Origin of the sequence: Hyunsoonleella sp. 2307UL5-6 (genome assembly GCF_047345485.1) — a bacterium.
Lineage (GTDB): Bacteria > Bacteroidota > Bacteroidia > Flavobacteriales > Flavobacteriaceae > Jejuia.
This window is the reverse complement of the sequence record NZ_JBLFEN010000005.1, coordinates 188,018-211,668: the sequence shown is the minus strand read 5'-3', so window position 1 is coordinate 211,668 and position 23,651 is coordinate 188,018. Positions and strand designations below refer to the sequence as shown.

Genomic DNA, 23,651 nt, shown 5'->3' with positions numbered 1-23,651 from the left:
TTAAAAAAAATTAAATTTTTCTCTAAAAACACACGTCCTTAGGTTATGATTATCTTCGCTTAATATTTTATAGGATTCATCAATGCCCCCTGATAACCTGACTAAGTTCAATTTTAATAAATCGTCTAAAAATTGAGATTCTTTACAATCAATTAAGTGCACGGGTAATCCATATTCTAGTGCCTCTATTAATGCTGTAGAATATACTCCAACTACAAGGTTGCTTACATTAAAACATTCTTTTATATCTGTATTACCTATAACATATATATTATCAAAGTCTTTTAAAATATGTTTAAAAAAAAGCGTTTGTTTTTCTTGTAATCTAGGGTGTAATTTTAATATAACTCCTATATTCCGTTTTTCTATTGTTTTAATTTGTTTTAAAAAATTGCTAAAAACGCCTTCTATAGAATGTTGACATACTACAGTAACAATGTATTTATGATTATTAACAATTTTTTTTAAAACATCTTTAGGCTTTAATGTTTTAAAAACATCAATATCATTAATATCTTTAATTTGAGTGAAGTCACCAAAAACCTTAACACTATTTTTATCCCATCCATTGTTTATAACAATATTTTTATAGTAATTAGACCATACAGCCAAATAATTAGGAAAAAACCCTTTGTTTTTTTCTTTTGGTAAAGTGTAACCACCGTGCAATGAATATATATGCCCATGCTGCACTTCTACAATATCTATATTCAATTCTTTAGAGATTTGAGTTATTATTTGAGATTGAGGAGCGTAACCAGCTTTTAAATAAATAGCTTTGGGTTTTACGTATGCTAATAATTTTTTGTAAATGGGAATTCTAGAAATATTTCTTTTGAGTTTTAATAATAATTCTGTTTTTAATAAACTTTTATCAAATTTTCTAGAGTGGTATTTTTCCCAAAATAAGGCAAAATTATCTATAATTATTTCAATTATAACTTCTGCATCTTTTAAATTAATTTTAGGTTTTACAAAACGTTCGGCAAGGTATAAAAAATCACCATAAACAATATTCTCTTTTTTGTAAGATTGATTATAATGATAAGTACCAAGTTGAGGAAATTCAAGAATAGCGTAATCTTTCAATTTAAAATCACAAATATTATCAAACATAATATCTTTATAGTAGCCATTAACATTTTTTCTATTGGAAGTATTAGATATTATCAAATTATTTTTTTTTAACTTTTTTAGATTAAAAAAAAATAATAAAGAATTTATTAAAACTTTTTTTTTGTTCACTTTTTTTACAGACCCCAATCCCTCTTTTGAAAGCTCTTCAACAACATCATTACCAAACAAGAAACAATGATAAAATTGCATTCTAAAAAAAACATATATGGGGAAATTATTAATTTTATAATTGTATAAATCATTTTCATTTTCCCATTTTAAGTAAAAATTTGATAACTCTTTTAAGTTCATTTATTAATAATATTTTAGGTAGCAGTAGGTTAAAAAAAGAATAAAATATACAATTAATTCGTACTTAATGAATTTTTTAATCTTCCTAAAATCTAATTTATCAATTAAATTGACTGTGAAAAGTATAATTAAAGGATACAAGTATATTTTATGTCTTAAATGTGTTGTAATAATTGCTATTAAAAACCCTGTTACTAAAACATAAAGTGTATATTTTGCAATTAAGGTTTGATATTTTTGAGTCTTCAAAACTAAATAAAAATATAAAGGCATAATTAAAAAACCAAAAATATTTCCAATACTTAAATAAACGGCTGAAATAGAAATTTCTTTCATAAATCTTGGAGGGAATGGACCTATTATATATTGAAAGACGTAAAGTAATTTACCCATTATACCTGATTCTTTACTAAGATAAACACCAATAGAATTTGTTGAGTTTGATTTTATTAAATATGTATCATAAAAACTATAAAAATGAAAAAATTGCTTTTTAAGGAAAAAAAATAAAACTATAAATACCACTACAAATGCAATTAAAAATATATTTCTATGCTTTACATTAGATATGATAATTAATTGATCAATTAGAGGAAGAATTAAAAAAAATAAAACATTGTGCCCTCTAATCCCAAAAGTTATTACTAGTATTAATATCAAAAAAATTAGAGCTTTTTTATTGCCCTTTTTAAAAGAATAATATTGATACATAAATATCATAAAAATGAGGTTTATCCAAACATCTCTATATCCGACAGCACTGAAATAATTAATTAATGGAAAAAAAGCTGTTATAATTGCTGCTTTTTTTACATAATTCTCTTTAAATGACAATAAATTACCTACCCTATAAGTAATTATAGGTATTAGTGCTCCCAAAAAAATATTAAGTGATAAAGTGTGAAAAAAAGAAATGGATTTTATACCTACAAAACTCAATAAATGATATATGGAAGTATTAATAAGATAATACAATTCCATTCTTTCAAAACCTAAAATATGTTTAATGTTCAGTTTAGAAAGTTCAAGAGTATAAATGTAAAAATTTTCAGCATCTGAACCCATTCTATAAAGTAAACCATAATTGTAATAATTTTCTAGACAAAATATTGATGCTATTATCAAATTTATAGAAATACTCAAACAAAATAAATGGGATTCTAGTTTCTTAAATAAAAATAAACCTAAAACAAGAAAAAGAATAGGAAAAAAAGGTATCGTAATATCATTTGTAAGTTTACCTAAACTAAAAACAGCAATGATAGCTATTATTACAAGGCTATATAGTATCTGTTTCATCTAGATAGTTATATAGTATAGAAAAGAAGAATATTATAAATAATATTCCTATGTGACGCTCATAAATGTGTTCTGTAAGAGACGATATAAAAACTATAAGAGTAAATGTAAATAGCAATGAATTATCATGTTTTATTGCTTTTTTTATAAGAATAAAATAAAAAGCAATTAATGTAAATAAACCAATGACACCAAATCTAAGAAAAAAAACAAATGAGGAATTATGAGGGTAGTAATCTTTATATTCCATACTGTAAGTCTCATTCAGAGTATCTAAAACATCCCCTGTTCCTACACCAATTATATAATTGTTTTTTATTTCTTCAATCGCTATACTCCATAAATATAAACGTTCTCCAATAGATCGTTCAAATAAAATCTTTACCCAATCATTAAATATTATAAAGCCAATAAAAACTAGTACTAACGAAAATAAAAATAATGTACTAAGTGTTTTTTTATGAAATTTATTGTTAAATAATGTGAAAGACATTAACGAAAAAAATAGCACAAATAATGATATTTTAGAAGCTAATAAAGGGAAGTTTATAATAAAAACAATCAATATAAATAGTAACAAGGCCTTAATAAAAATTTGATTATAAATCTTTAAAAAGTAAAAACAACATACAATAGCAAATGTTAAATACATACCTAAATAAGTATGGTGTATGTAAAACTTAGATTTTCTAAAATAACTATGCAATGTAAAATTGTAACCAAATCTATTTCTTAAAACTAAATCATTATCATAAGTTTCATAAATTACATACCAATTAATACATATGTATATTAGAACTCCGAAAATAAAACACCATAGTAAATATTTAACTTGAATTGATAGTAAACGTTTTGTAGAGTATATAATTGGAAAAGCTAAAAACGCTACTTTTCTTTCTAGTTGCGTAATACCTTCATCAAAATTATTTGTATAAATCATTCCAATTAAAAATAATATATATATCCAAATACAAATTAATTTATAGTCTTGTTTTTGAAAAAAAGATCGGTTTTTAAAACATATAACATCTAGTAAAACACATGCAAATAAGAGTATAGAAACTATTGAAGAGATATTCTCTTTAATAGGTAACGCTATTATTATGGATAATGCGCATGTTAAAAAAAAAAATATTCTATTTATATAGCTTTTCATAATTATTTTTAACACCTATTAATCTAAAGACTATATAAAAAAAATAACTGTACGCTAGTTTTGTAACAAAGTAGTTTACTGGAAGAGAACTTCTAGATAGAGTTATTAGTGTTGGGAAAATCAAAATTAAGTAAAACTCCCAATGCCCCCCTTTATTTGAGCTAAGACTTGAAACTTTATTTATAAAAACCACAAAAAACAAATAAAGAAAACACATAATAACTGCTCCTTGCATAGCAAATTCGTATTGTAAAGAAAACCCTGTACCTCCACTACTTCCCATTTTCTTTTTTCGCTCTTTAAAAAATTCATCTCTATACCTGTAAAATATACTTTGATCGTAATCTATAATATATTTTAATATAGGTTTTCCAAGATAAGATAAACTTTGTAAATAAATTTGAAAAGGATAATCTTGCTGAAAATTATTATGCGTCATTATTGCAAAATTCTTATAACTAGCACCATATTCTAAAGTACCTGGATTTAAAAAATCTGGTCTTTTTTTTAATAGTTCAACAACATCACCAAATGTTGGGTTTTCCTTTAATTTACCTGTAGTTTTATCGTAAACTCTCGTTCTTAAAGACATATAGGTAACACCAACCAAAATAATTAATAAATAAAAGATATACTTTTTCTTGAAAAATTTGGTATTAACTTTCACTTGGTTTAATCTAAAAAAACCAATACAACCAATAAATAAGGTATAAAGCCCTGTTCCTCTTATTCCTATTTTAACCCAAAAAAAGACATATGAAAAAAACATTATCGCAAAAACAACCCAATATAGCTTAGCTACTTTTTTTTGAGAAATACGTTTTGCAGAGAAATAACTACCAATTATAATGAAATACGAATAAAATGGTGGTTGCGAAAATAATTTTTCTCTAATTAAACCATGATTAACGCTAATAAATTGGTAGGCTCCTGTTAGGTAAAACTGAATTGCTAATATTAATATACCCGTAATAAATAATAAAAAAGACAATTTAAAACTAATATCAAAACCAATAATACTGCTTTTAGGTTTTTTGGAAAACAAACCAAAAAATATTGTCCCAACTGTACTATAACACATATACTTAGCCAAATATATGTAGTTTGGATCTACGTAATATTTTTCTGTGCCGTATGTTAAAAAAATAGGCTTACCAAAAAGTAAAAAATTTAAAGAAGGAATGATATTATAGATACTAAACAAGAAAAAACAAATAAAGACAAAAGAAAATACATGTATTTTCTTTTTTTTTATCATAAATAATGCTGTAAAAACAACACAAGTAATATAATTTATTGAAATTATTGTAGGGTTATCACTAAATATTAATAGTATAATTATTATTAAAAAATAAACAGACAACTCTTTTTTATAAAACTTTACAAACATTAATATGTCGTTGTTTAATAGTTAATGAAATTTTTTCTCTTTTTTTAATCGGTAATAATGCTTTTCGTCTCTTTTTCCAAATGCATTTGCTGGATGTCCACCAACTATTGCTAAAGGCTCTACATTTTTAACAACTACACTTCCTGCTTGAACAATTGCGCCTTCTCCAAGTGTTACACCGCCTAGAATTGTTACATTATTACCCAACCATACATTTTCCTCTATTATTGTATCCTTAATTATATATGTATTATCATAAGGTAGTTTAGTACCTTTATAATTATGTACTTGTGTTATTACAGAACAATTTTTTCCTGAATGAAAATTATCTGCAATTGAAACTTTACCCTTGCCTAAAACTTTAAACCCATTAAAGTTAACGTTTTTACCTAAAAATGTATTGCGCGTTAAGCTAGTGTACCCAAAAGCCTTAAAACTCACGTATTGTCCGCATTTACTTTTAGCGTAGAAAGTAAAAATAATTTGAATAATTTTTTTTATTAGTTTTTTTAAACTATTCATTTGTAAATACGTTTTTATAAAGATTACCTATTTCATTCCAATTAAAATCAGTTTTACATTTTAATGATAATTTTTCTCTATCTATATTAAATTCTGGTAAAATTCTTTGTTCTTTCAAATTTATAAATATCACACTTTTAGTGTAATTTTCACCAACACTAACTGTACCTTTTATTTCCTCATTAACTAAAACAGGAAGACCACAACATAGTGATTCAAATACAACCAAAGCTTGTCCTTCTGAAGTACTCGGGTGTGCATAAATATCAGCTGCTGAATAATACTTATATAATGTTTCGTGAGTCACGTAGTCAAATATTCTAATTTTAAAATCTTTAATACTTTTTTGATACTCCAATATTTGTTGTTTTGTTTGTTCAGCTTCAAATTTACCTATAATCCAATATTGCCCTTTAAAATCATTTTTTATTAGATATTTAATAAATCCAATGTGGTTTTTTCTATTAGTAAGTGCGCCTACAGAAATAAAAATTAATTCATTATCATTAACGCCAAATTTAACTCTCAATTCGTCACGTGATGTTTCACAAAAACGAAATTTGGCAACGTTTACTCCATTAGGTATTATATAACTCTGTTTTGATTCAATTTTTAAATCATATTCACCTTTTATTTTCATTTCTTCAGTTAAATAAATAGGGTTATCTATATATTTGGCACCATTGTTATAAAGTTTATATACATCTATTCCTCTTTTTTTGTTAGCCTTAATACTATTGTCATCATCATACATAAGTCCATGAAAGGTAAAAAACACTTTTGCGCTATTTTTTAAGTTTTTCAATAATGGTGAAAATACAATACCGTGTGCATTTATTATTTCAGGTTTTAACTTATCAATATAATACCTCAATAAAAGATGATTTAAAATAAATTTTACAGGCGGAATACCGAACTCATTATTAAATTCCTTGTACAGCTTAACTAGTAATAAAGGGTTTTTTACTAGTTGCAATATTATTAATTTAATAAATTTCGTGTAGGAATAACCAAGAATTTTAAACCCATAGTTTTCTTTTACTTTAGTATCCTTATAATTTGTAGCATAAAGATAAATATCAAAATCATCTTTCAGTACATCGGCTAACTCTATAATTACATTAGCCACCCCAGTAGTGTAACTTCCACCATATTCTTTTGGTATCTGGCCTATTATAAATAACTTTTTCATCAAATAAAGTTTTTTGCAATTATAAAAATTATAACTCCTAAAACTATTGTAAATACATCATGTAATAAAAATATATTTTTCTTTTTAAAATTTTTTTGAATTGAATAATGATTAAGTCTATATCTTAAAAACATAATTATCGAAGTGACTAAAGAGTACCAAACTAAAGGTATTTTAAATACAAAAAGAACCGACATAAAAATAATAAATAAACCAAGTATTAGATAGTTGTTAACTATGTATTGTTTATCCAATTTCATGGTTTTTAAATAATTATTCTGTATTACATTAATTTTCACATTATATACCATTGCACCATAAAATAGTGCTATAATAATAATACTAGAACAATACTCTTTGTAAAAATAAAATACTAGAACGAACATTAATAATAAATAAAAAAATAAAACTATTGAGAAAATAGTACTAAACTTTAAGAGTTTTTCATATTTGCGTTCTAAATTATTTTGTTCATCACCTATTAAATAAGGTAGTAGTACAGTGGCTATAGAGCCTACAAATGTATTAGTTAACACAAAAAACATTCCTCCGAATGAGTAGTATGCAAATTCTTTTACAGTGAAAAAAAAGTTAACAAATAGTTTATCAATATTAGTATTAATCTGATTACCAAAATTACCTAAAATTTGTTTAAAACCTCTATTGTAAATTGTTTTAACTGAATGAAAATCTTCCTTTTTTAATCTTTTTATAGCAACATAACTACGTGCTTTGTAACTATAAAATAAGGTTGTAAGTGCAACTGAAGAAAGAAATGCTAATAATATATGTTGTATTTCAATGTTATCTAATAAAAAAAAAAGTATGATAACTATAAATAAAAAGGTAGCTTCCTTAAATATTTTTAGAGAACTTACTACCAGAAAATTCTTTTTAGATTGAAAAAAAGAATCGTAATAGGTATTAAGAATAAAAAATAGTGAAGTAAACGCTAAACATAATAATACAAGCTTTAAAGGTGCTTTAAAAAAAATAGAGATTATTACCATAATAATCAATATTATAAGCTGTTGAAAGAACAAAAAACTAAAGTAAGTAATGTTATTACCTTTATTAAAAACTTTGTCTTCACATAACCTTAAGTATATACCATCTTTTAAACCTAAATGAAGTAGACTTGTAAACGATAAATATAGTGTAAACGTCTTATATAATCCATAATTTTCGACAGAGAGTACTTTAGGAAATGTAAATTGGATTATAACCGTTATACAAAGAGCTAAAATATTTCCAGAAAAAAATATTGCTAAGTTTTTTCTGAGAGAATTATTTAAAACATTTTTAAAAAACAAAATTTATTGGCTAAAGTCATTCTTATTATTACTCAGGTATGTATCAATTACAAAATTCATCTTATCATGATAATTTAGCATTGTTTCTACAAACTCCCTAAAGGCACCATCTCCGCCATTTTTAGATAATTTAATATCTACAATATCTTTTATATATTGAGGGGCATTAGCAGGAGCAGCACTTATAGCAACTTTTTTTAACAATTCTATATCGTTAATATCATCACCAATATAGGCTACTTCGTTAAAATTAATATTTAAATTTTGGCATAAATCCTCAGCTATTTTAACCTTGTCTTTAATACCTAAATAAGTGTATTTTATATTTAATTTTTTTGCTCTCCTTGCTACAATTGGTGTGTTTTCACCAGTTATTATTGCAGTAGGCACATTCAATATTTTTAAAAACAAAACCCCTGCACTATCAGAGGTATTAAATTTTTTTAGTTCATTGTCATGTTTATCATAAAACATACCTCCGTCAGTCCAAACACCATCTATGTCAGTAATTACAAGCTTTGGGAAATTTTCCATTTAACTAATATCGTTAGAATAAATAATTTCGTTCTTACTTATATCATTCACGGCTTTTTTACCAATTATTTCTGAACGTTGCGCCCATTTATATCCATCACCAGGGCTCAACATATGTATATCTTCCTCTGTTATTATATCTCCCTTTTTAAAATCTTTATTTGCAGCTATTGACCTTTCCAACTTTTCTCTCGCAATTTTAACTGAATCTTCAATAAAAATATCTTCCTCTCCCATAGAAAGTTCCAAATTTCTGATATCCCTAACCATTCTATAGATACCATCTATTGCTAAAGATCCTGCCTGATCAGTACCTTTCATTTGCCTATCTAAGGTTAAGTGTTTTTCTATAATTTGAGATCCCATTGCTACGGCTGCTAATGGCGTTGCAATTCCAATAGTGTGGTCTGAATATCCAATACTATAATTAGGATAATTGTTTTTTAACCAAGTAATTGTTTTTAAATTAACATTTTGATATTGCGTTGGATATTCAGATACACAATGTAGAATACTAATGTCACTATGATATTTTGTAATAATATCCAATGCGTTATCTAATTCCATTTTACCTGCCATTCCTGTTGAAAGTATTATAGGAATTTTTGTTTCTGCCAACGCTTCCAGTAACGGGAGGTTTGTCAAGTCTCTAGAGGCTACTTTAAGCTTATCTGGTGTAAATAATTTTAATATACTTAAGCAACCTATGGCACAAAGTGTTTCTACAAAGTCTATCTTTTTTTCCTTAGCATATTTGTACACTTCATAATGCTGTTCATCATTAAACTCTAAAAACTGCCTGTGCTCACCATATGTTTTACCAAAAGAGTTTTGATTGTCATAAACTCTTCTCATTTGCGAAGCTGAAAGCTCTTGGCTAAGGTCTCTCTTAGTTAGCTTCACAGCATCCATATTCTTTAATTCTTTATTAAATAGCTTATCATGAATTGGTCTGGAAACAACATCAACAATTAACTTAGCAATATCTACAGATCCGTTGTGGTTTTGTCCTATTTCTCCTATTATATATGTCATTACATTTTAATTTTTTTTCTAACAAAATAATTTTGATTGTATAATCTGTTTAAAAAGTCATCAAACTTAACTTCTTCTCCTTCTGGTAATTTAATAATTTTGTTATTATCTTCTCTACTAAATAGAGTCTCATTATCAATAATATCTTTTAATGAAATATTATACGGGTTCTTATGGTTTGTAACTTCATTTAAAAGCACATAAGATCTATCTAAGTCTTCTTGATAATCAACCGAAAAATTTATATAAGCTAATTTATCAACTGATGATTCTATATCTAAACATCCTTTTTTTGCTTCTTTATCGTTTAACACAAATAATGTTAAGTACTCAGAATTCATTGGGTTATCCATATCTAAGTATAATTTCCACAAATAAGACGTAGAAAATAATTCAGCAGATAATCCAAAAGGTACATTATTGGCTCTTACATAATCTAAATCGTTATCTACTAATGTTTCTATCATTTGATCCATAAGATCTACATCGGTAAATGGGTTATCGCCAGTTACTCTAAAAATAGCACCGAACTCTTCTTGTAAACTTAATCCCAACATTCTATCTACAACAGAAACAGGATGTCCTAAGTATGTATTATGACCTTGTTTTTTTGATATTTCTACCAACTCGCTATCCTCTGATAAGGAAGATGTAGATAAAACTACTTTATTAATTTTTTTAGAATTTGATAGTCTCTTATATAAAAAATCAACCAAAAATGTATCATGAAAAGGTTTTAAAACTTTAAGAGGTAATCGTTTTGATTTTAAACGACATATTAGAGCAACTCCTACTTTTTCTTTATCAAAACTATTAAATTTATGCGTAATAGCTTCAACTCCTGCATCGGCTCTTTTAAAGTCTTTGTAGTTGTCGTCTAACACTTTTTTATACATAACATCTCTATATCCTAATTCTGTTTTTGTTGGATGTTTAGAAAAGTTGCCTAATGCTTTTTTATAATGTTTAATAGTCTGCACCATTACACTAAATTCGTGAGGGTAAAGAGATACTTGCCAATCGAAATTCCTGTTATTTCTAGATATTGTTATATGCTTTTCTAGGTATTGACACCCCTTAGCCATTGCCATTAAAGGTATACTTTCAGTGTCTAATGAATGATCTGCTAAACCGGTTCTAAAAGATGGGAAATAAGTTTTAAAATAATCTAGAGCGTTTAAATTCAAATCTTCAATTTCAGTTGGATAGTTACTAAAACCATGCATTAAACACTCAACCTTTTCTGAAATAAAGGATAATGCAAACTCAATTTCTAGATGAGTAGCACATTGCGTTTCTAGAATAAGGGTAATTTCACTAATATTTGCTAATTCTTTAAGTAAAGAGATATTTGTTATATCTGTTGCATGTATTTTTATAAACTTATAACCATGCTTTAGAGCTAAATTCAGTGAGGGTATATCAAGTACACAGGGGATAAGATTTAAAGAAATATCATTACAATAAGAAAAAAAAAGTTCCCACTCTTCAAAGCTTAACGTATTATTCTCATAAATATCATATTTAGAATAATCTTCAACGCAAAATGCAGAAACATCCATAATCTGCATTGTAAAGAAATCTGTATTAGCTTCTTTTGCTTTTCTAGCTAGTTTTTTTAAATAATCAAGACTGCCATTATGGTTAAATGCACTTTCAGCAATTACTTTCATAAAAATTTATATGTAGATTCTATTAAAAATTACAATTCTATACCTTTTACCCAAAAAGTACCAATAGCACCCTCATATTTATCTCTCTTATATGAATAGCATCTTATACTATCAATACTTCTTATAGTAGTTTTTCTATCTAAAGATATATAGTTTATAAGCCTGTTAGATTCAAGATCTGGATTAAAATTCCAATCAATATAAGGCTTTTTTAACTTTAATTTTTCTCTCTCTTCTTGAGGTAAAAACACCTGCATTCCAAAACTATATTGATTTACAGAAGTTTTTGTTGCAAAATCACTAAGCACAAAAACCAGCTTATAATCATTCTCATTCTCTCCATATAATATTCCAAAACTTTTGATAAAAAAATTATCGCCTAATTTCTTGTTAATTTCTTTTTCAAAAAAGAATTCTTCTTGCACATATAACTCTTCGCTTTTAGTTGTTATACTTTCCGTACTATCTTTTTGTGTTTTAGCTTTATTTTCTTTGCATGAAAAAAAAGCTAAAACCATTGATAAGGTAATGATTGTTTTAAAAAATTTCATTTTATAAATCGGTATTAGTAAATAAAACACTATACTTTGGTCTCTTAGCAAAAGTAACATATTTGTTTACCTTTACAAGCTTTATTGTATCAAACAATTTATTACTAATCAAAATATTCTCTGCAAAATCATACCAAGTCATAACAATTTTATCGCAAAAATGAAAAACTCCATAACTTATATTATTGGTGCAGATTAGCTTTATAATAAATTTTGACAAATTAATTGTATCTGTAGGACAACCTTTTTGGTCTGTCGTAATGCTTAATTCTTTCTCTACTTTAGCCTTCTTAAGTATGGTTTTGTAAAAATTATTCCCATACTTTTTGCTATATAACCACGACGTTCTAATTATAAAATATTTACTTAAAATATCTTTGATGTAGTTTTCTCCTTGTAATTTAGAATTCCCATATTCATTAATTGGGTTTGTTTTATCAAAAATAGTATATGGTTTTCGTTTTTCTCCATCAAATACGTAGTCTGTAGAGATATGGATTAAAACAGCATCATTTTTCTTACATATATTGGCGATGTTTTTTACGCCTTCGGCATTAATTTTATATGCTATATCTGGCGTTTTTTCTGCTTGCTCTACATTGGTATAGGCAGCACAGTTAATGCAGTAATCAAAGTTATTTTCCTTAAATAAGGAACATAAAGCTTCTTTATCTGTAATATCTAATTCTGTCTTATTTACAAATATAAAGTTTAATTCAAGGTCATTTTTCTTATAAAGTTCTCTTATAGTTTCCCCTAGTTGTCCATTTGCCCCAGTTACTAAAACAGATGTCATTAATAAAATATTTTTTTGAATGTTTTTAAATCTCTGTCTTTTTCTGATATAATAATGTCTTCTTCTGGAAAACCCCAATCTATAGCCAATGTTTTGTCGTTGAATATAATACCAGATTCAGAAACTTTATTATAATAATTATCACACTTATAAGAGAATATAGTATTGTTTTCTAGCGCTAAAAAACCATGAGCAAAACCTTTAGGGATATACAGTTGTCTTTTATTTGAATCGTCTAGATAAGTCGAAAAATGTTTTCCAAATGTTGCTGATTCCTGTCTTATATCTACACATATATCTAAAACTCTTCCTTTAATAACTTGAACTAATTTGGCTTGTGCAGCCTCTCCTTTTTGAAAATGTAAACCTCTTAGTACTCCTTTAAGTGATTTAGATATATTATCTTGAACAAAAGTGGTGGCAACCCCCGTTTCTTTCAAAAAACGTTGTGTATTAAAACTCTCTAAAAAAACACCTCTCTCATCTTTGTAAATCTTAGGAGTAATAATATAACAACCCTTTAAATATGTTTCTTCTACTAGCATATATCTTATTAATCTAAATGTTTAAGATATTCTCCATAACCACTTTTTAATAATGGTTTGGATAATTTATGTAGTTGATTTTTATTTATGTAACCCATTTTATAGGCTACCTCTTCTATACATCCAATTTTTTTTCCTTGACGTTCTTCTATTACTTGAACAAATTGAGACGCTTGCATTAGAGATGTAAATGTTCCTGTGTCTAACCAAGCTGTTCCTTTATCTAGAATTTGTACGTTTAATTTGCCTTCTTCTAAATATATTTTATTTAAATCTGTTATCTCTAGTTCTCCTCGTTCACTTGGTTTTATTTTTTTTGCAATTTTTATAACAGAATTATCATAAAAATATATTCCTGGTACGGCAAAATTAGATTTAGGTTTTATTGGTTTCTCTTCTATTGAAACGGCTTTGTTATTACTATCAAATTCCACAACACCATATCGTTGAGGTTCTTGAACGTGGTACGCAAAAATAATACCTCCAGAAGGGTTAACATTATTTTGAAGTGTTTTGTCTAAACCTGAACCATAGAATATATTATCACCTAAAATTAGGGCAACACTATCTTTAGCGATAAAATCTTCAGCTATAATAAACGCTTCTGCAAGCCCATTTGGCTTTTCTTGTACTTTATACTCAAAGACACAGCCATAATCAGTACCATTGCCTAAAAGTTGTTTAAATTTTGGCAAATCTTTTGAAGTAGAAATAATTAAAATCTCTCTTATTCCAGTAGATAATAATGTAGTGAGAGGATAGTATATCATTGGCTTATCGTACACTGGCATTAATTGTTTGCTTATTACCTTAGTAAGTGGATATAATCGTGTTCCAGAACCTCCAGCTAATATAATTCCTTTCATTGTTCTTTATATTTTTCTAAATACCAATAAATTGTTTTCTGTATGCCTGTTTCAAAATTTTCCTCTGCTTTCCAACCTAATTCTCTTTCTATTTTAGATGCATCTATTGCATATCTGTAATCATGTCCTGGTCTATCTAGAACAAAAGATATTTGATCTTTATAAGACTTAGGCTTTGGTAAAATTTTATCTAATGTAGTACAAATTGTATGTGCAATATATAAGTTATTACGTTCATTTTTACCACCAATATTATAGGTTTCTCCAGCTATACCTTTATTAAAAACAACTTCTATACCTTTACAATGATCATTTACATACAACCAATCTCTAATATTTTTACCATCTCCATAAATTGGTATATCTTGTCCTTTTAAAGCTTTTCTAATTATTGTTGGTATTAATTTTTCATCATGCTGTTTTGGTCCATAGTTATTAGAACAATTTGTAGTCACAACATTTAAACCATAAGTGTGGTAATAGCTTCTAACAATAAAATCTGATGATGCTTTTGAGGCGCTATATGGACTATTAGGAGCGTAAGGCGTTTTCTCAGTAAACAATCCCTCCTTACCCAAAGTACCATAAACTTCATCTGTAGAAATATGTAAAAATCTTGACTTTGTATGCTGTTTCTTAACTTTATTAGGAGTTAACATCCAATGATTTTTTGCTACGTCTAGTAGGTTAAAGGTTCCTAAAACATTAGTTTCTATAAACTCATTGGGCGATTTAATAGAATTATCAACATGTGACTCTGCTGCAAAATGTATCACACCTTCAAAGTTGTATTTTTCAAACAAACCCTTTACCAAACTTCTATCTTGAATATCTCCCTTTATAAAACTATAGTTTTTATGAGATTTTACCTCATCTAAATTAGAAAGCTCACCTGCATAAGTGAGCTTGTCAATATTTATTAATTTAGTGCGAGGATACCTATTTAAATAATAAATAATAAAGTTTGAGCCTATAAAACCAGCTCCTCCTGTGACTAAAATATGCATTAATCTTTAGCTTTTTTGCTTTCCTTTTCTAAATACTTACCAAGACCAAAAACAGTAAATACAATTAATGTTATTAAAAGCATCATTATAGGTAAAGTATACTTCATTCTGTCAGTCCATTTTTTAATATCATACCCTGTTTCTGGAAATGTTGCTATAACATTAACAATATTTTGGTTTTCTACTTTTTCTTTATTGACTTGAATGATTTGCGATTCTAGATCTAAGAGTTTATCTATTATTTTAGATTCATCTACTATAATCCCACTCGATTCTGAATCTCCCATATACAAATTAGTACCAGCTCCTGGGACAGGTTCCTTTTCTGATTCATTAATTCTAATTTTTAGATACTCCTTAGCTAAGGAATCTGTTTTATTAACTTGATTTACTAAAGATTTTTCTTTTTGATCTAAATTTAATTTACTGACTTTTAAAAGATTAAATAAATAATCGTTACTTGAAATATAAGACGTAAAGCTTCTTTCTATTTTTCTATATATATTTTTATCTGTAGATGCCACTCCAATTTTATGAATACTATAGTTGTAAGGCGTTAAAGACTCTTTATATCTATCATAATTCATTTCTACTCTTGATACAGAATCCAGTTTTCTGTAAAACTCTGAATACATTTCGGCTATATCATTTTCATCTAAATCAGGTTCAATATAAAAGCCTTTTAATTTGGAAGCTTCTGAGGGGGTTATCCCTAAGATAGAAGCTAGTTTAACAGAGTCTCTATCTTTTGTTGCTAATTCACGTAAATTTGTTACATTTTCATAAACCTGTCTAGCAGAGGAAAAGTTTGTTTTAATAAACATATTAGCTCCATATAATTTATTTGATGTTGAATCTAAATAATAACCTATACTAAAACCTAAAATAACAAAACCTGCGTACCAAAATTTCCTTTTATAGAAATGCATTAAAAGCATTAAAACTATTTTATAAATCCCTGTAAATATGCTTACTATAAATTTAAATAACCTATCGAAGGCATTACCAATTATTTTAAACAACTGCCCTAAATCTACTTCTTCTGATTGTTGTGGTTGAGGTAAATCCTTACTCATAATTAAAATTTATTGATTAAATATTTGTTCTAAAATAGTTCTTGTAATTAAATATGTTGGTCTTACACCAGAAGTGCCTAATCCTCCTGATGCTAGTGTACTTCCAGTCTTTAAAGGATTATCACTTGCATAATACGCGTACCTAACTTTTACATCTTCTCTAATACTACCTCTTACTTTTGAGGCTGCTTGTATTGCTTTTTGATAATGTGCTCCTTCCATTTCTAAACCAATAACACTCCACGTTGACTCGTAAAAAAACTTCAAAATATCTTTATTTTGAAGTGATGTCCCTAAAACGGTTATCATTGTGCCTTCGTAAACATCTACACCTTGGCATTCTATATCTTCTTTTTTTAGCTCGTTTTTAAAAGGGTAATTATCTGCTGTTCCTTCAAAAATATGTGCTGATGGTATCATAATATCACCTTTATCACCTTCTAGAATACCTGCTTTACCCATAATAGATATAGACTCTACGTTTAAATGGGTTTTTTCATCTTTATTTGTAAAAGGCTTTAATAATTCGTCTATGGTTTCGTAAGCTTGTTCTCCAAAAGCATAATCCATGACTAATATAACAGGTTTTTTTGATTTTAAAATAGTTTGATCTAATTTAATATCAAGCTTAGATAAATCTAATTTTTCAGTATCAAAAATTTGTACGTCAATATTAGCTCCAGACGCATCATCAATATAAATCATCCCTTCGTTTAATGCTGTTTCCTCAACTTTATGCCTTAGGTCTCTATTTGTACTGTTACTTAACGCTTTATAAACATCAAATATATCTTGTTTTGAGGTAAGAGATTTTAATGCGCACGGTGCATACAACGTATTCATTACGCTATGCATATTTGCACTAATAACATGAATAGGCCTGTTTATTAGCTTATTTTTATAAAGCATACTTTTTACCGTATTCGCCCAAATTTCTCCATGTATGTGGTGCCCTATTTCTTCGCGCAGCACAGGGCTAAACTTAACCTCTCGCTTATCGTTTGTTAACTGTTCTTTAATAGCTAATTTGCCTAACCAGTATACTATATGTAATAAACGTTCTGGTTGTGTTGCAACTGCAAATTCATTATAAATAGTACTTATTTCACTAAATGTTCTTCCTAAAATATTAGCAACATGGGTTATAGCTACTTCTCGTTCTTTTTGTGTTAATTTTTTTTTATTAATTACAACATGTTCAAGCTTATTCCAATCTCTTGTAGTTTTACCTTCGTCATTAACAAGTACACTTTTACTTATTTTATGAGATTCAATAAAGAGGAATGTAAGGTGAGTTAAGATATCATAAATTTCAGAGCGCCCTCTTGTAATTTCAATATTCATTTGGGCCTCATCTATCCTGTAACAATTTCTACGTCGCTTTTCTGGTATTATAGGTTTAAAATGTGAATTTGAGTAGCCCTCATCACTGGTAAGATTAATTACTGAACATTCTTCGATACCTCTCGGCAAACGGTCAATAACATATAATAACCCATTTAATTCTACTTTTTCTTCGGCTATAGAGCCATAAATTTCTGGACGTAGTAAGAATAATGACTGTCTTAAAGTTTCACCTGAAACTCCCATTGGCTTGTAAAACCCACGATTGAATAAGTGCCGCATGGTAATATACATGCGTTCAATAGCATTAGAGCTTTCTTGAGCTCTAGTTCGTTCGTAGCGTTTGGTGTGTTTCATGTTTGTTTAAAAACGCTACAAATGTACTATTATTTTTCTACGAAACTAAAAAGAGAATCGGCAATCTTTCTATCATTAGAAAGTCTTGGGATTTTATTTTGTCCCCCCAGTTTTCCAATAGATTTCATATGTTCTTGAAAACCATTCTTTTTTACTTTGGTAATTTTTAAGGGCTGCAATACTTTGCCTTCTATCAAATCAAAATAATAAGTGTTTTGATTTTGTAAAGATGTATCAATTTTTGAGGCTAAATCACTTGTGCTTTCTGGTTCATTTTCAAACTCAATAAACCATTCGTGATATGGTAATCCTTCTTTTGGATTAATTTGTGGCGCCACTGTAAATTCGGTAATACGAATATCTGTATTTTGAATGGCATCTTGCATAGCCTGCTCTACTTCTTTACCGATAACATGTTCCCCAAATGCAGATATAAAGTGTTTAATTCGTCCAGAAACTATAACCCGATAGGGTTGTGTTGCTGTAAATTGAATTGTATCACCAATATTATAAGCCCATAATCCTGCAGTGGTTGAAATTATCATTACATAATTTACACCAACTTTAACATCTTTTATCGTGATACGTTTTGGGTTTTCATTAAAAAACTCATCAGCTTTAATAAACTCATAAAAAATTCCAGAATCCAGTTGTAATAGCATGCCTTTTTCATCCTGCTTGTCTTGAAAAGCAAAAAAACCTTCACTTGCTGGATATAGCTCTATACTATCAACTTTACGCCCTATTAAATTCTCAAATTTAGCACGATATGGCTCATAATTTACACCGCCAAAAATGAACAAATTAAAATTTTTAAAAATATCACCTACGTTCTTTCCTGTTTTCTGTTGTAATTTTTCAAAATACATTTGCACCCATGATGGTATACCAGAAATTATTGTCATATCTTCAGGTAATGTCTCTTCAACAATGGCATCAACTTTGGTTTCCCAATCTTCAATACAATTAGTTTCCCATGAGGGTAATCTATTTTTCTGAAGATATTTAGGCACATAATGTGCTACAATACCTGATAATCTTCCTAATTGTATACCATTTTGTTCGTTTAAAATAGGGCTTCCTTGTAAAAAAATCATTTTACCATTTACAAATTTAGCATTACCCGTTTCATAAATGTACATTAAAATAGCATTACGTGCAGCTTCTACATGCGTGGGCATACTTTCTTTTGTAATTGGAATATATTTGGAGCCCGACGTTGTACCCGATGTTTTCGCAAAATAAATGGGTTTTCCCTTCCATAGTACATCACTTTCACCTTCTACCACTCGCGCAACGTATGATTTTAAACCCTCATAATCTCTAACGGGTACTTGTGCTTTAAATGCTTGGTAGGATGTAATAGTATCAAAATTATGGTCTTTTCCAAAAGCTGTTGAGGCACCTGTTTTTATTAAATTTTGAAATACCTTTTCTTGAGTTTCAATAGGGCGACTTGCCCATTTTTGAATCTTTTTTGAAATTAGTTTTGCAAATGGTTTTGCTAATACTGATTTTATGGACATTGTTTACTCGAAATCTATAAAATTAGTTGGGTTAATAGGGTAACCATCACTCCAAAGTTCAAAATGTAAATGTGGCCCTGTGGAAAGTTCTCCTGTGTTTCCAGAAGTTGCAATTACTTCACCAGCTTTTACCAAATCGCCTTGACTTTTAGTAAGTGTAGCATTGTGTTTATATACCGAAATAAGCCCATAACTGTGTTCTAAAAGAATTACATGCCCTGTATCTGCAGTCCATTCAGCAAAAATAACAATGCCATCAGCTGTTGCCTTTATTGGTGTATCTTTTGGTACTACAACATCAACAGCGTAATGTTTTTCTTTAACGTTATATCCTTCACTGATAGTGCCCGAAACTGGTGGAAACAATACAAAATTAGTTACAGAAGTAGCAGATTCAAATAAATTATATTTATCTTCTTTTTCTACTTTGGCTCTAAGTAAAGAATCTTCTTTAATGGGATTTAAATCTACCTCACTAATTTCAAGTTTTGTAGCTTCTAATATAGAATCTCTATTTAATTCTTCTGAGGTCACATCGCCTTTAAGTACTTTTTTTATAGAGTTAAAATATCTATCATTCATCGCCAAAACCTGTTGTAAAGAATCGGTTTTAAAACTCAAATCGGTAGCCTGTTTTTTTAAAGCTGTTGATGAATATCCTGGTATATATTCTTTTAAAGGCGAATAAGCAATTAATAAAATAGTAAGACCAACCAGCAAAATACTGGATAGTGTTACGATAACAAATACATTAAGTCTGGTTAATTTTAATGATAAACGCTCTTCAAACGTATTCTCATTTAGTATTACCAAACGGTACTTATCTAGTAGTTTTCTCTTTATTTTTTTTGGTTTCGTTTTAGCCATGTTGCACGCAAAATTAAATAAAATAAGCTTTACTACAGCTTATACATCAGTATTACTGTTAAAAACGATATAATTAAAGTTTAATTATTAACTTTGTAACCTAAATACATTTGTTATGAGTTTACATACATTACCGTTAGCCATTGGGCCTATGCAAATAACACTAATAGTTGTTGTTGTATTATTAATTTTTGGTGGTAAAAAAATACCAGAATTAATGCGCGGTTTAGGAAGTGGTATTAAAGAGTTTAAAGATGCCAGTAAAGAAGAAGACGAGCCAAAGAAAGATAATGCTGAATAACATTTAATTATCTTATAAAAATTAAAAAACCAATACTAAATGTATTGGTTTTTTTTCGTCCTTATTTTATCTTTTATTGGAAAAATTGCTTTATATCATTACTTTAAGTATTAATATAGTCTACTCATTTATTGCAATTGTTTTAATTATTGCCTCTAATTCAAACATATAGTCGCGTTTTTCAACAGAAGGTGCAAAAGCAAACCCTTCTGCAATAATCCAACGTTTATTAATTTTATCTTCTATGGCGTAATTTACATAAGGGCCAGCCATAAACGCATTTTTTACTTGCCACATCCCTTTTGTTTCTAAAGTAGGCTTATTGTCTAAAATAGTTTCTCCATGAAATGGTGTATATGCCATTTCAGTAGACATGTGTGAGCCTTCAATAGGGCCTTCAATATATTTTTTTCCTATAGAATCTCTAATGCTTACTATGGTATTTATCACACTATCGCTCTTTTGTATAGCATTATAAGGCAGTTCGTAAAGCATTAAATTTAAAGTTCCGGTACGTATATCTCGTCTAATCCAAAAATAATCACCATCATCTTTAGCTATTCTATACGCATTGGGAAATTCTATATCAACTCCTAATTTGTCCTTGATAGTTTTAGTATTATACAAGGCTTTTCGCATCATACGTTGTCTTTCTGCTAATTCTATATTTCTAAACGTTTCTATTATTTTGGTAGCGTTCTCATTTAAAATATTGACGATATCATCTTTAGTTTTTCCAGTAATTAAAATTACTTTTTGCGGTTGTGCATACACGTTATCCAAAATTGATATACCTGCATTTTTTCCTATTTCAATTTTTAAAACGGTACGTGTTCTGGTAATAAAATCTGAAAAAACTTGTGGCGGAATTTGATTGATATTAAACGTAGGTTCATCTTGCGGCAAACCATAAACAGGCTTGGTAAGTACTTCGCGTATAGCTTCTCCTATGCGTCCTTGCCAGTTTTCGTTATCTACTACAACAGAGATATCATTTATTTTTCCTTGAGAATCAAAAAGTATCCTTTGTTTTTTAGATGTATCATCTTTACATGATACCAATACTACCGCAACTATTAAAATACCAACTATTTTTCTCATTGTATTTATTTTTATAATTAGCCTTTGCCAATTTTTAACTTCATTCCTGGTTTTAATTTACTACCACTAATACCGTTCCAATCTTTAATATTTTGAATAGAAACTCCAGAAAATTTTTGTGAAATACTCCAAAGTGAGTCTCCATTTTGCACCGTATAAATAGTTACATCACCAATAATAGGTTTAGGTTTTAGTTTTTGTACCACAACTGAAGGTTTTGAAACCACTGGTTTTCTAGGGAAAATGGTAAGGCGTTGCCCAATTTTTAAGTTATTGCTTCGCAACCCATTCCAACGTTTTATATCACTTACTCGTACACCATGTAATCTAGATATTTTACCTAAATAATCACCCGATTTCACCCTGTAGCGAATTTTATCTTTTGCATCAAAAAATTGAGGTAAAGGTTTTTCTCGCTTTTCCATCTCTGCTTTTGCAAAAGCGTAGATTTTGTCTTCGTTATTTACAAACGTACCAATAACATCAGTTGGCAAACGTAAGGTATAATTTTCGCCCTTAACCACTGGTATTATATCCAATTTATACGACGGATTTAAAAACTGAAGTTGCTCTATTGGTGTTCCAGTAACTTCTGATACTTGATCTAAAGTTATCATTTGTTTTACCACAATAGTATCCGTTTCAAAATATACTAACTCTGGTTTGTAACGCTTAAAACCATGTGCCTCAGCATATTCAAAAATATACATATTGGCTAAAAACGCAGGCAAATATCCCGCTGTTTCCCGTGGTAAGTTATGCCTAATATTCCAATAGTTCCTGTATCCACCAGATCTACGAATTGCTTTTGTAACGTTACCTGGTCCAGAATTGTAGGCTGCCAATGCTAAATCCCAATCACCAAAAATTTTATACAATCGTGCTAAATATTTTGAGGCTGCAACTGTTGATTTTATCGGGTCACTCCGTTCATCTACATAACTGCTTACATCTAAGCCATATTCTTTGCCCGTACCAAACATAAATTGCCATAAACCAGTAGCCCCAACTCTAGATTTTGCATTGGGTTTTAAAGCAGACTCTACTATGGCCAAATATTTTATTTCTAATGGGATATTTTGATTGTCTAACTCTTGCTCAAACAGCGGAAAGTAAAACGCACTCATCGTCATCAATTTTTGCAAGTGCTTTCGTCTATGTTTTAAATACGATTTGATAACGCTTTCTAAAGATGGGTTATAAGATACGTTAAAAGGCGTTCTAGCATCTAGCGCTTTTAAACGCTTTTTTAAAGTATCGGTTGGTAATTCTGGATAATCAATAGCTCCATACGTCAATTCGGTAACCGATTTATAAATGGTATCAAATAATGTATTATTGTATAATTCTTGACGCCATTTTTTATCGATTTCAGCTAAAAACGTATCGTCTTTAAAACCCTTAATACTTAAGCTATCTTCCTCTTTAACAGGTGTAATGGTTGTTACAACGTCTTGTTTTATATCAATTAAGGTGTCTTTTGCAACAGCATTTTTAACCGCAATAGTATCCTTAATTGAGTTGTTTTGAATTGCAACGGAATCTTGCAATTGTGCCAAACAAATGCTATTACAGCATATTACAAATAGGAATATAAAACGGAAAGTCATAGCACAAATAGGGTTTGTAACAAACGATATTATCGCTAAAATCGTATTTTTTAAGGTAATTTGAAAACTTAATTTGTTTTATTACCAAGGTATAACGTCTTAAAATATAAAAAAAGACCTCACGGATTTAATACCTGTGAGGTCTTTGTAATTTGTCTCTTT

General features: G+C 28.4%; 22 protein-coding genes. 1 reads left to right on the top strand and 21 read right to left on the bottom strand.

Going from position 1 to position 23,651, the window contains the following annotated elements; all coding sequences use genetic code 11:
• The 19 genes from ACKGJY_RS10960 to ACKGJY_RS10870 form a co-directional block, all read right to left on the bottom strand.
• On the bottom strand, nucleotides 1–1,428 hold the full coding sequence (locus tag ACKGJY_RS10960) for a hypothetical protein (protein ID WP_413973932.1): 1,428 nt from the start codon (nucleotides 1,426–1,428) through the stop codon (nucleotides 1–3).
• Nucleotides 1,429–1,431: 3 nt separating this feature from the next.
• Nucleotides 1,432–2,727: a hypothetical protein gene (locus ACKGJY_RS10955; protein ID WP_413973931.1), complete on the bottom strand. Its 1,296-nt coding sequence runs from the start codon at nucleotides 2,725–2,727 to the stop codon at nucleotides 1,432–1,434.
• The gene (locus tag ACKGJY_RS10950) at nucleotides 2,708–3,667 is read right to left on the bottom strand and encodes an O-antigen ligase family protein (protein WP_413973930.1); all 960 of its coding nucleotides are present in this window, start codon (nucleotides 3,665–3,667) and stop codon (nucleotides 2,708–2,710) included. The genes ACKGJY_RS10955 and ACKGJY_RS10950 overlap by 20 nt, the downstream gene beginning before the upstream one ends.
• A 196-nt stretch (nucleotides 3,668–3,863) precedes the next feature.
• Complete coding sequence (locus tag ACKGJY_RS10945; protein WP_413973929.1) at nucleotides 3,864–5,141, bottom strand: hypothetical protein; 1,278 nt, start codon at nucleotides 5,139–5,141, stop codon at nucleotides 3,864–3,866.
• 153 nt (nucleotides 5,142–5,294) lie between these two features.
• A complete protein-coding gene (locus tag ACKGJY_RS10940) occupies nucleotides 5,295–5,795 on the bottom strand; it encodes an acyltransferase (RefSeq protein WP_413973928.1) in 501 nt (166 codons plus the stop codon).
• Nucleotides 5,788–6,987: a glycosyltransferase family 4 protein gene (locus ACKGJY_RS10935; protein WP_413973927.1), complete on the bottom strand. Its 1,200-nt coding sequence runs from the start codon at nucleotides 6,985–6,987 to the stop codon at nucleotides 5,788–5,790. Before ACKGJY_RS10935 ends, ACKGJY_RS10940 begins: the two co-directional genes overlap by 8 nt.
• Entirely contained in the window at nucleotides 6,987–8,300 is a 1,314-nt protein-coding gene (locus tag ACKGJY_RS10930; protein WP_413973926.1) for a lipopolysaccharide biosynthesis protein, read from the bottom strand. Before ACKGJY_RS10930 ends, ACKGJY_RS10935 begins: the two co-directional genes overlap by 1 nt.
• Before the next feature lie 3 nt (nucleotides 8,301–8,303).
• Nucleotides 8,304–8,834: a KdsC family phosphatase gene (locus tag ACKGJY_RS10925; RefSeq protein ID WP_413973925.1), complete on the bottom strand. Its 531-nt coding sequence runs from the start codon at nucleotides 8,832–8,834 to the stop codon at nucleotides 8,304–8,306.
• Nucleotides 8,835–9,869: an N-acetylneuraminate synthase family protein gene (locus tag ACKGJY_RS10920; protein ID WP_413973924.1), complete on the bottom strand. Its 1,035-nt coding sequence runs from the start codon at nucleotides 9,867–9,869 to the stop codon at nucleotides 8,835–8,837.
• On the bottom strand, nucleotides 9,869–11,542 hold the full coding sequence (locus tag ACKGJY_RS10915) for an N-acetylneuraminate synthase family protein (protein WP_413973923.1): 1,674 nt from the start codon (nucleotides 11,540–11,542) through the stop codon (nucleotides 9,869–9,871). Before ACKGJY_RS10915 ends, ACKGJY_RS10920 begins: the two co-directional genes overlap by 1 nt.
• Before the next feature lie 29 nt (nucleotides 11,543–11,571).
• Complete coding sequence (locus ACKGJY_RS10910) at nucleotides 11,572–12,093, bottom strand: hypothetical protein (RefSeq protein ID WP_413973922.1); 522 nt, start codon at nucleotides 12,091–12,093, stop codon at nucleotides 11,572–11,574.
• Nucleotide 12,094: 1 nt separating this feature from the next.
• A complete protein-coding gene (gene rfbD, locus ACKGJY_RS10905) occupies nucleotides 12,095–12,889 on the bottom strand; it encodes a dTDP-4-dehydrorhamnose reductase (protein WP_413973921.1) in 795 nt (264 codons plus the stop codon).
• Nucleotides 12,889–13,434, bottom strand: coding sequence for a dTDP-4-dehydrorhamnose 3,5-epimerase (gene rfbC / locus ACKGJY_RS10900; RefSeq protein ID WP_413973920.1), 546 nt, complete (start codon nucleotides 13,432–13,434; stop codon nucleotides 12,889–12,891). Before rfbC ends, rfbD begins: the two co-directional genes overlap by 1 nt.
• An 8-nt stretch (nucleotides 13,435–13,442) precedes the next feature.
• Nucleotides 13,443–14,300 carry a glucose-1-phosphate thymidylyltransferase RfbA gene (gene rfbA, locus ACKGJY_RS10895; RefSeq protein ID WP_413973919.1) on the bottom strand — a complete coding sequence of 286 codons (858 nt, stop codon included), beginning with the start codon at nucleotides 14,298–14,300 and terminating at the stop codon, nucleotides 13,443–13,445.
• On the bottom strand, nucleotides 14,297–15,307 hold the full coding sequence (gene rfbB, locus ACKGJY_RS10890; RefSeq protein WP_413973918.1) for a dTDP-glucose 4,6-dehydratase: 1,011 nt from the start codon (nucleotides 15,305–15,307) through the stop codon (nucleotides 14,297–14,299). The genes rfbA and rfbB overlap by 4 nt, the downstream gene beginning before the upstream one ends.
• Nucleotides 15,307–16,383: a hypothetical protein gene (locus ACKGJY_RS10885; protein ID WP_413973917.1), complete on the bottom strand. Its 1,077-nt coding sequence runs from the start codon at nucleotides 16,381–16,383 to the stop codon at nucleotides 15,307–15,309. The genes rfbB and ACKGJY_RS10885 overlap by 1 nt, the downstream gene beginning before the upstream one ends.
• 9 nt (nucleotides 16,384–16,392) lie before the next feature.
• Nucleotides 16,393–18,084 carry a DUF6909 family protein gene (locus ACKGJY_RS10880; protein WP_413973916.1) on the bottom strand — a complete coding sequence of 564 codons (1,692 nt, stop codon included), beginning with the start codon at nucleotides 18,082–18,084 and terminating at the stop codon, nucleotides 16,393–16,395.
• Between the two features lie 29 nt (nucleotides 18,085–18,113).
• Nucleotides 18,114–19,610 (bottom strand): GH3 auxin-responsive promoter family protein, encoded by a 1,497-nt coding sequence (locus tag ACKGJY_RS10875; protein WP_413973915.1) that lies wholly within the window; start codon nucleotides 19,608–19,610, stop codon nucleotides 18,114–18,116.
• Nucleotides 19,611–19,613: 3 nt separating this feature from the next.
• Nucleotides 19,614–20,477, bottom strand: a complete 864-nt coding sequence (locus ACKGJY_RS10870) for a M23 family metallopeptidase (protein ID WP_413973914.1) — start codon at nucleotides 20,475–20,477, stop codon at nucleotides 19,614–19,616.
• A gap of 115 nt (nucleotides 20,478–20,592) precedes the next feature.
• On the opposite strand from ACKGJY_RS10870, the gene ACKGJY_RS10865 reads away from it, so the two are divergent.
• Nucleotides 20,593–20,778 (top strand): twin-arginine translocase TatA/TatE family subunit, encoded by a 186-nt coding sequence (locus ACKGJY_RS10865; protein WP_413973913.1) that lies wholly within the window; start codon nucleotides 20,593–20,595, stop codon nucleotides 20,776–20,778.
• 120 nt (nucleotides 20,779–20,898) lie between these two features.
• On the opposite strand, the gene ACKGJY_RS10860 is transcribed toward ACKGJY_RS10865, so the two are convergent.
• Both ACKGJY_RS10860 and ACKGJY_RS10855 read right to left on the bottom strand, forming a co-directional pair.
• Entirely contained in the window at nucleotides 20,899–21,879 is a 981-nt protein-coding gene (locus tag ACKGJY_RS10860) for a DUF4837 family protein (protein ID WP_413973912.1), read from the bottom strand.
• Between the two features lie 17 nt (nucleotides 21,880–21,896).
• Nucleotides 21,897–23,489, bottom strand: a complete 1,593-nt coding sequence (locus tag ACKGJY_RS10855) for a LysM peptidoglycan-binding domain-containing protein (RefSeq protein WP_413973911.1) — start codon at nucleotides 23,487–23,489, stop codon at nucleotides 21,897–21,899.
• Between the last annotated feature and the right edge of the window lie 162 nt (nucleotides 23,490–23,651).

Coding starts and splice junctions, on each gene's coding strand:
- ACKGJY_RS10960 (WP_413973932.1), bottom strand. CDS start 1,428: ATGAACTTAAAAGAGTTATCAAATTTTTACTTAAAATGGGAAAATGAA.
- ACKGJY_RS10955 (WP_413973931.1), bottom strand. CDS start 2,727: ATGAAACAGATACTATATAGCCTTGTAATAATAGCTATCATTGCTGTT.
- ACKGJY_RS10950 (WP_413973930.1), bottom strand. CDS start 3,667: ATGATTTATACAAATAATTTTGATGAAGGTATTACGCAACTAGAAAGA.
- ACKGJY_RS10945 (WP_413973929.1), bottom strand. CDS start 5,141: ATGATAAAAAAAAAGAAAATACATGTATTTTCTTTTGTCTTTATTTGT.
- ACKGJY_RS10940 (WP_413973928.1), bottom strand. CDS start 5,795: ATGAATAGTTTAAAAAAACTAATAAAAAAAATTATTCAAATTATTTTT.
- ACKGJY_RS10935 (WP_413973927.1), bottom strand. CDS start 6,987: ATGAAAAAGTTATTTATAATAGGCCAGATACCAAAAGAATATGGTGGA.
- ACKGJY_RS10925 (WP_413973925.1), bottom strand. CDS start 8,834: ATGGAAAATTTCCCAAAGCTTGTAATTACTGACATAGATGGTGTTTGG.
- ACKGJY_RS10920 (WP_413973924.1), bottom strand. CDS start 9,869: ATGACATATATAATAGGAGAAATAGGACAAAACCACAACGGATCTGTA.
- ACKGJY_RS10915 (WP_413973923.1), bottom strand. CDS start 11,542: ATGAAAGTAATTGCTGAAAGTGCATTTAACCATAATGGCAGTCTTGAT.
- ACKGJY_RS10910 (WP_413973922.1), bottom strand. CDS start 12,093: ATGAAATTTTTTAAAACAATCATTACCTTATCAATGGTTTTAGCTTTT.
- rfbD (WP_413973921.1), bottom strand. CDS start 12,889: ATGACATCTGTTTTAGTAACTGGGGCAAATGGACAACTAGGGGAAACT.
- rfbC (WP_413973920.1), bottom strand. CDS start 13,434: ATGCTAGTAGAAGAAACATATTTAAAGGGTTGTTATATTATTACTCCT.
- rfbA (WP_413973919.1), bottom strand. CDS start 14,300: ATGAAAGGAATTATATTAGCTGGAGGTTCTGGAACACGATTATATCCA.
- rfbB (WP_413973918.1), bottom strand. CDS start 15,307: ATGCATATTTTAGTCACAGGAGGAGCTGGTTTTATAGGCTCAAACTTT.
- ACKGJY_RS10885 (WP_413973917.1), bottom strand. CDS start 16,383: ATGAGTAAGGATTTACCTCAACCACAACAATCAGAAGAAGTAGATTTA.
- ACKGJY_RS10880 (WP_413973916.1), bottom strand. CDS start 18,084: ATGAAACACACCAAACGCTACGAACGAACTAGAGCTCAAGAAAGCTCT.
- ACKGJY_RS10875 (WP_413973915.1), bottom strand. CDS start 19,610: ATGTCCATAAAATCAGTATTAGCAAAACCATTTGCAAAACTAATTTCA.
- ACKGJY_RS10870 (WP_413973914.1), bottom strand. CDS start 20,477: ATGGCTAAAACGAAACCAAAAAAAATAAAGAGAAAACTACTAGATAAG.
- ACKGJY_RS10865 (WP_413973913.1), top strand. CDS start 20,593: ATGAGTTTACATACATTACCGTTAGCCATTGGGCCTATGCAAATAACA.
- ACKGJY_RS10860 (WP_413973912.1), bottom strand. CDS start 21,879: ATGAGAAAAATAGTTGGTATTTTAATAGTTGCGGTAGTATTGGTATCA.
- ACKGJY_RS10855 (WP_413973911.1), bottom strand. CDS start 23,489: ATGACTTTCCGTTTTATATTCCTATTTGTAATATGCTGTAATAGCATT.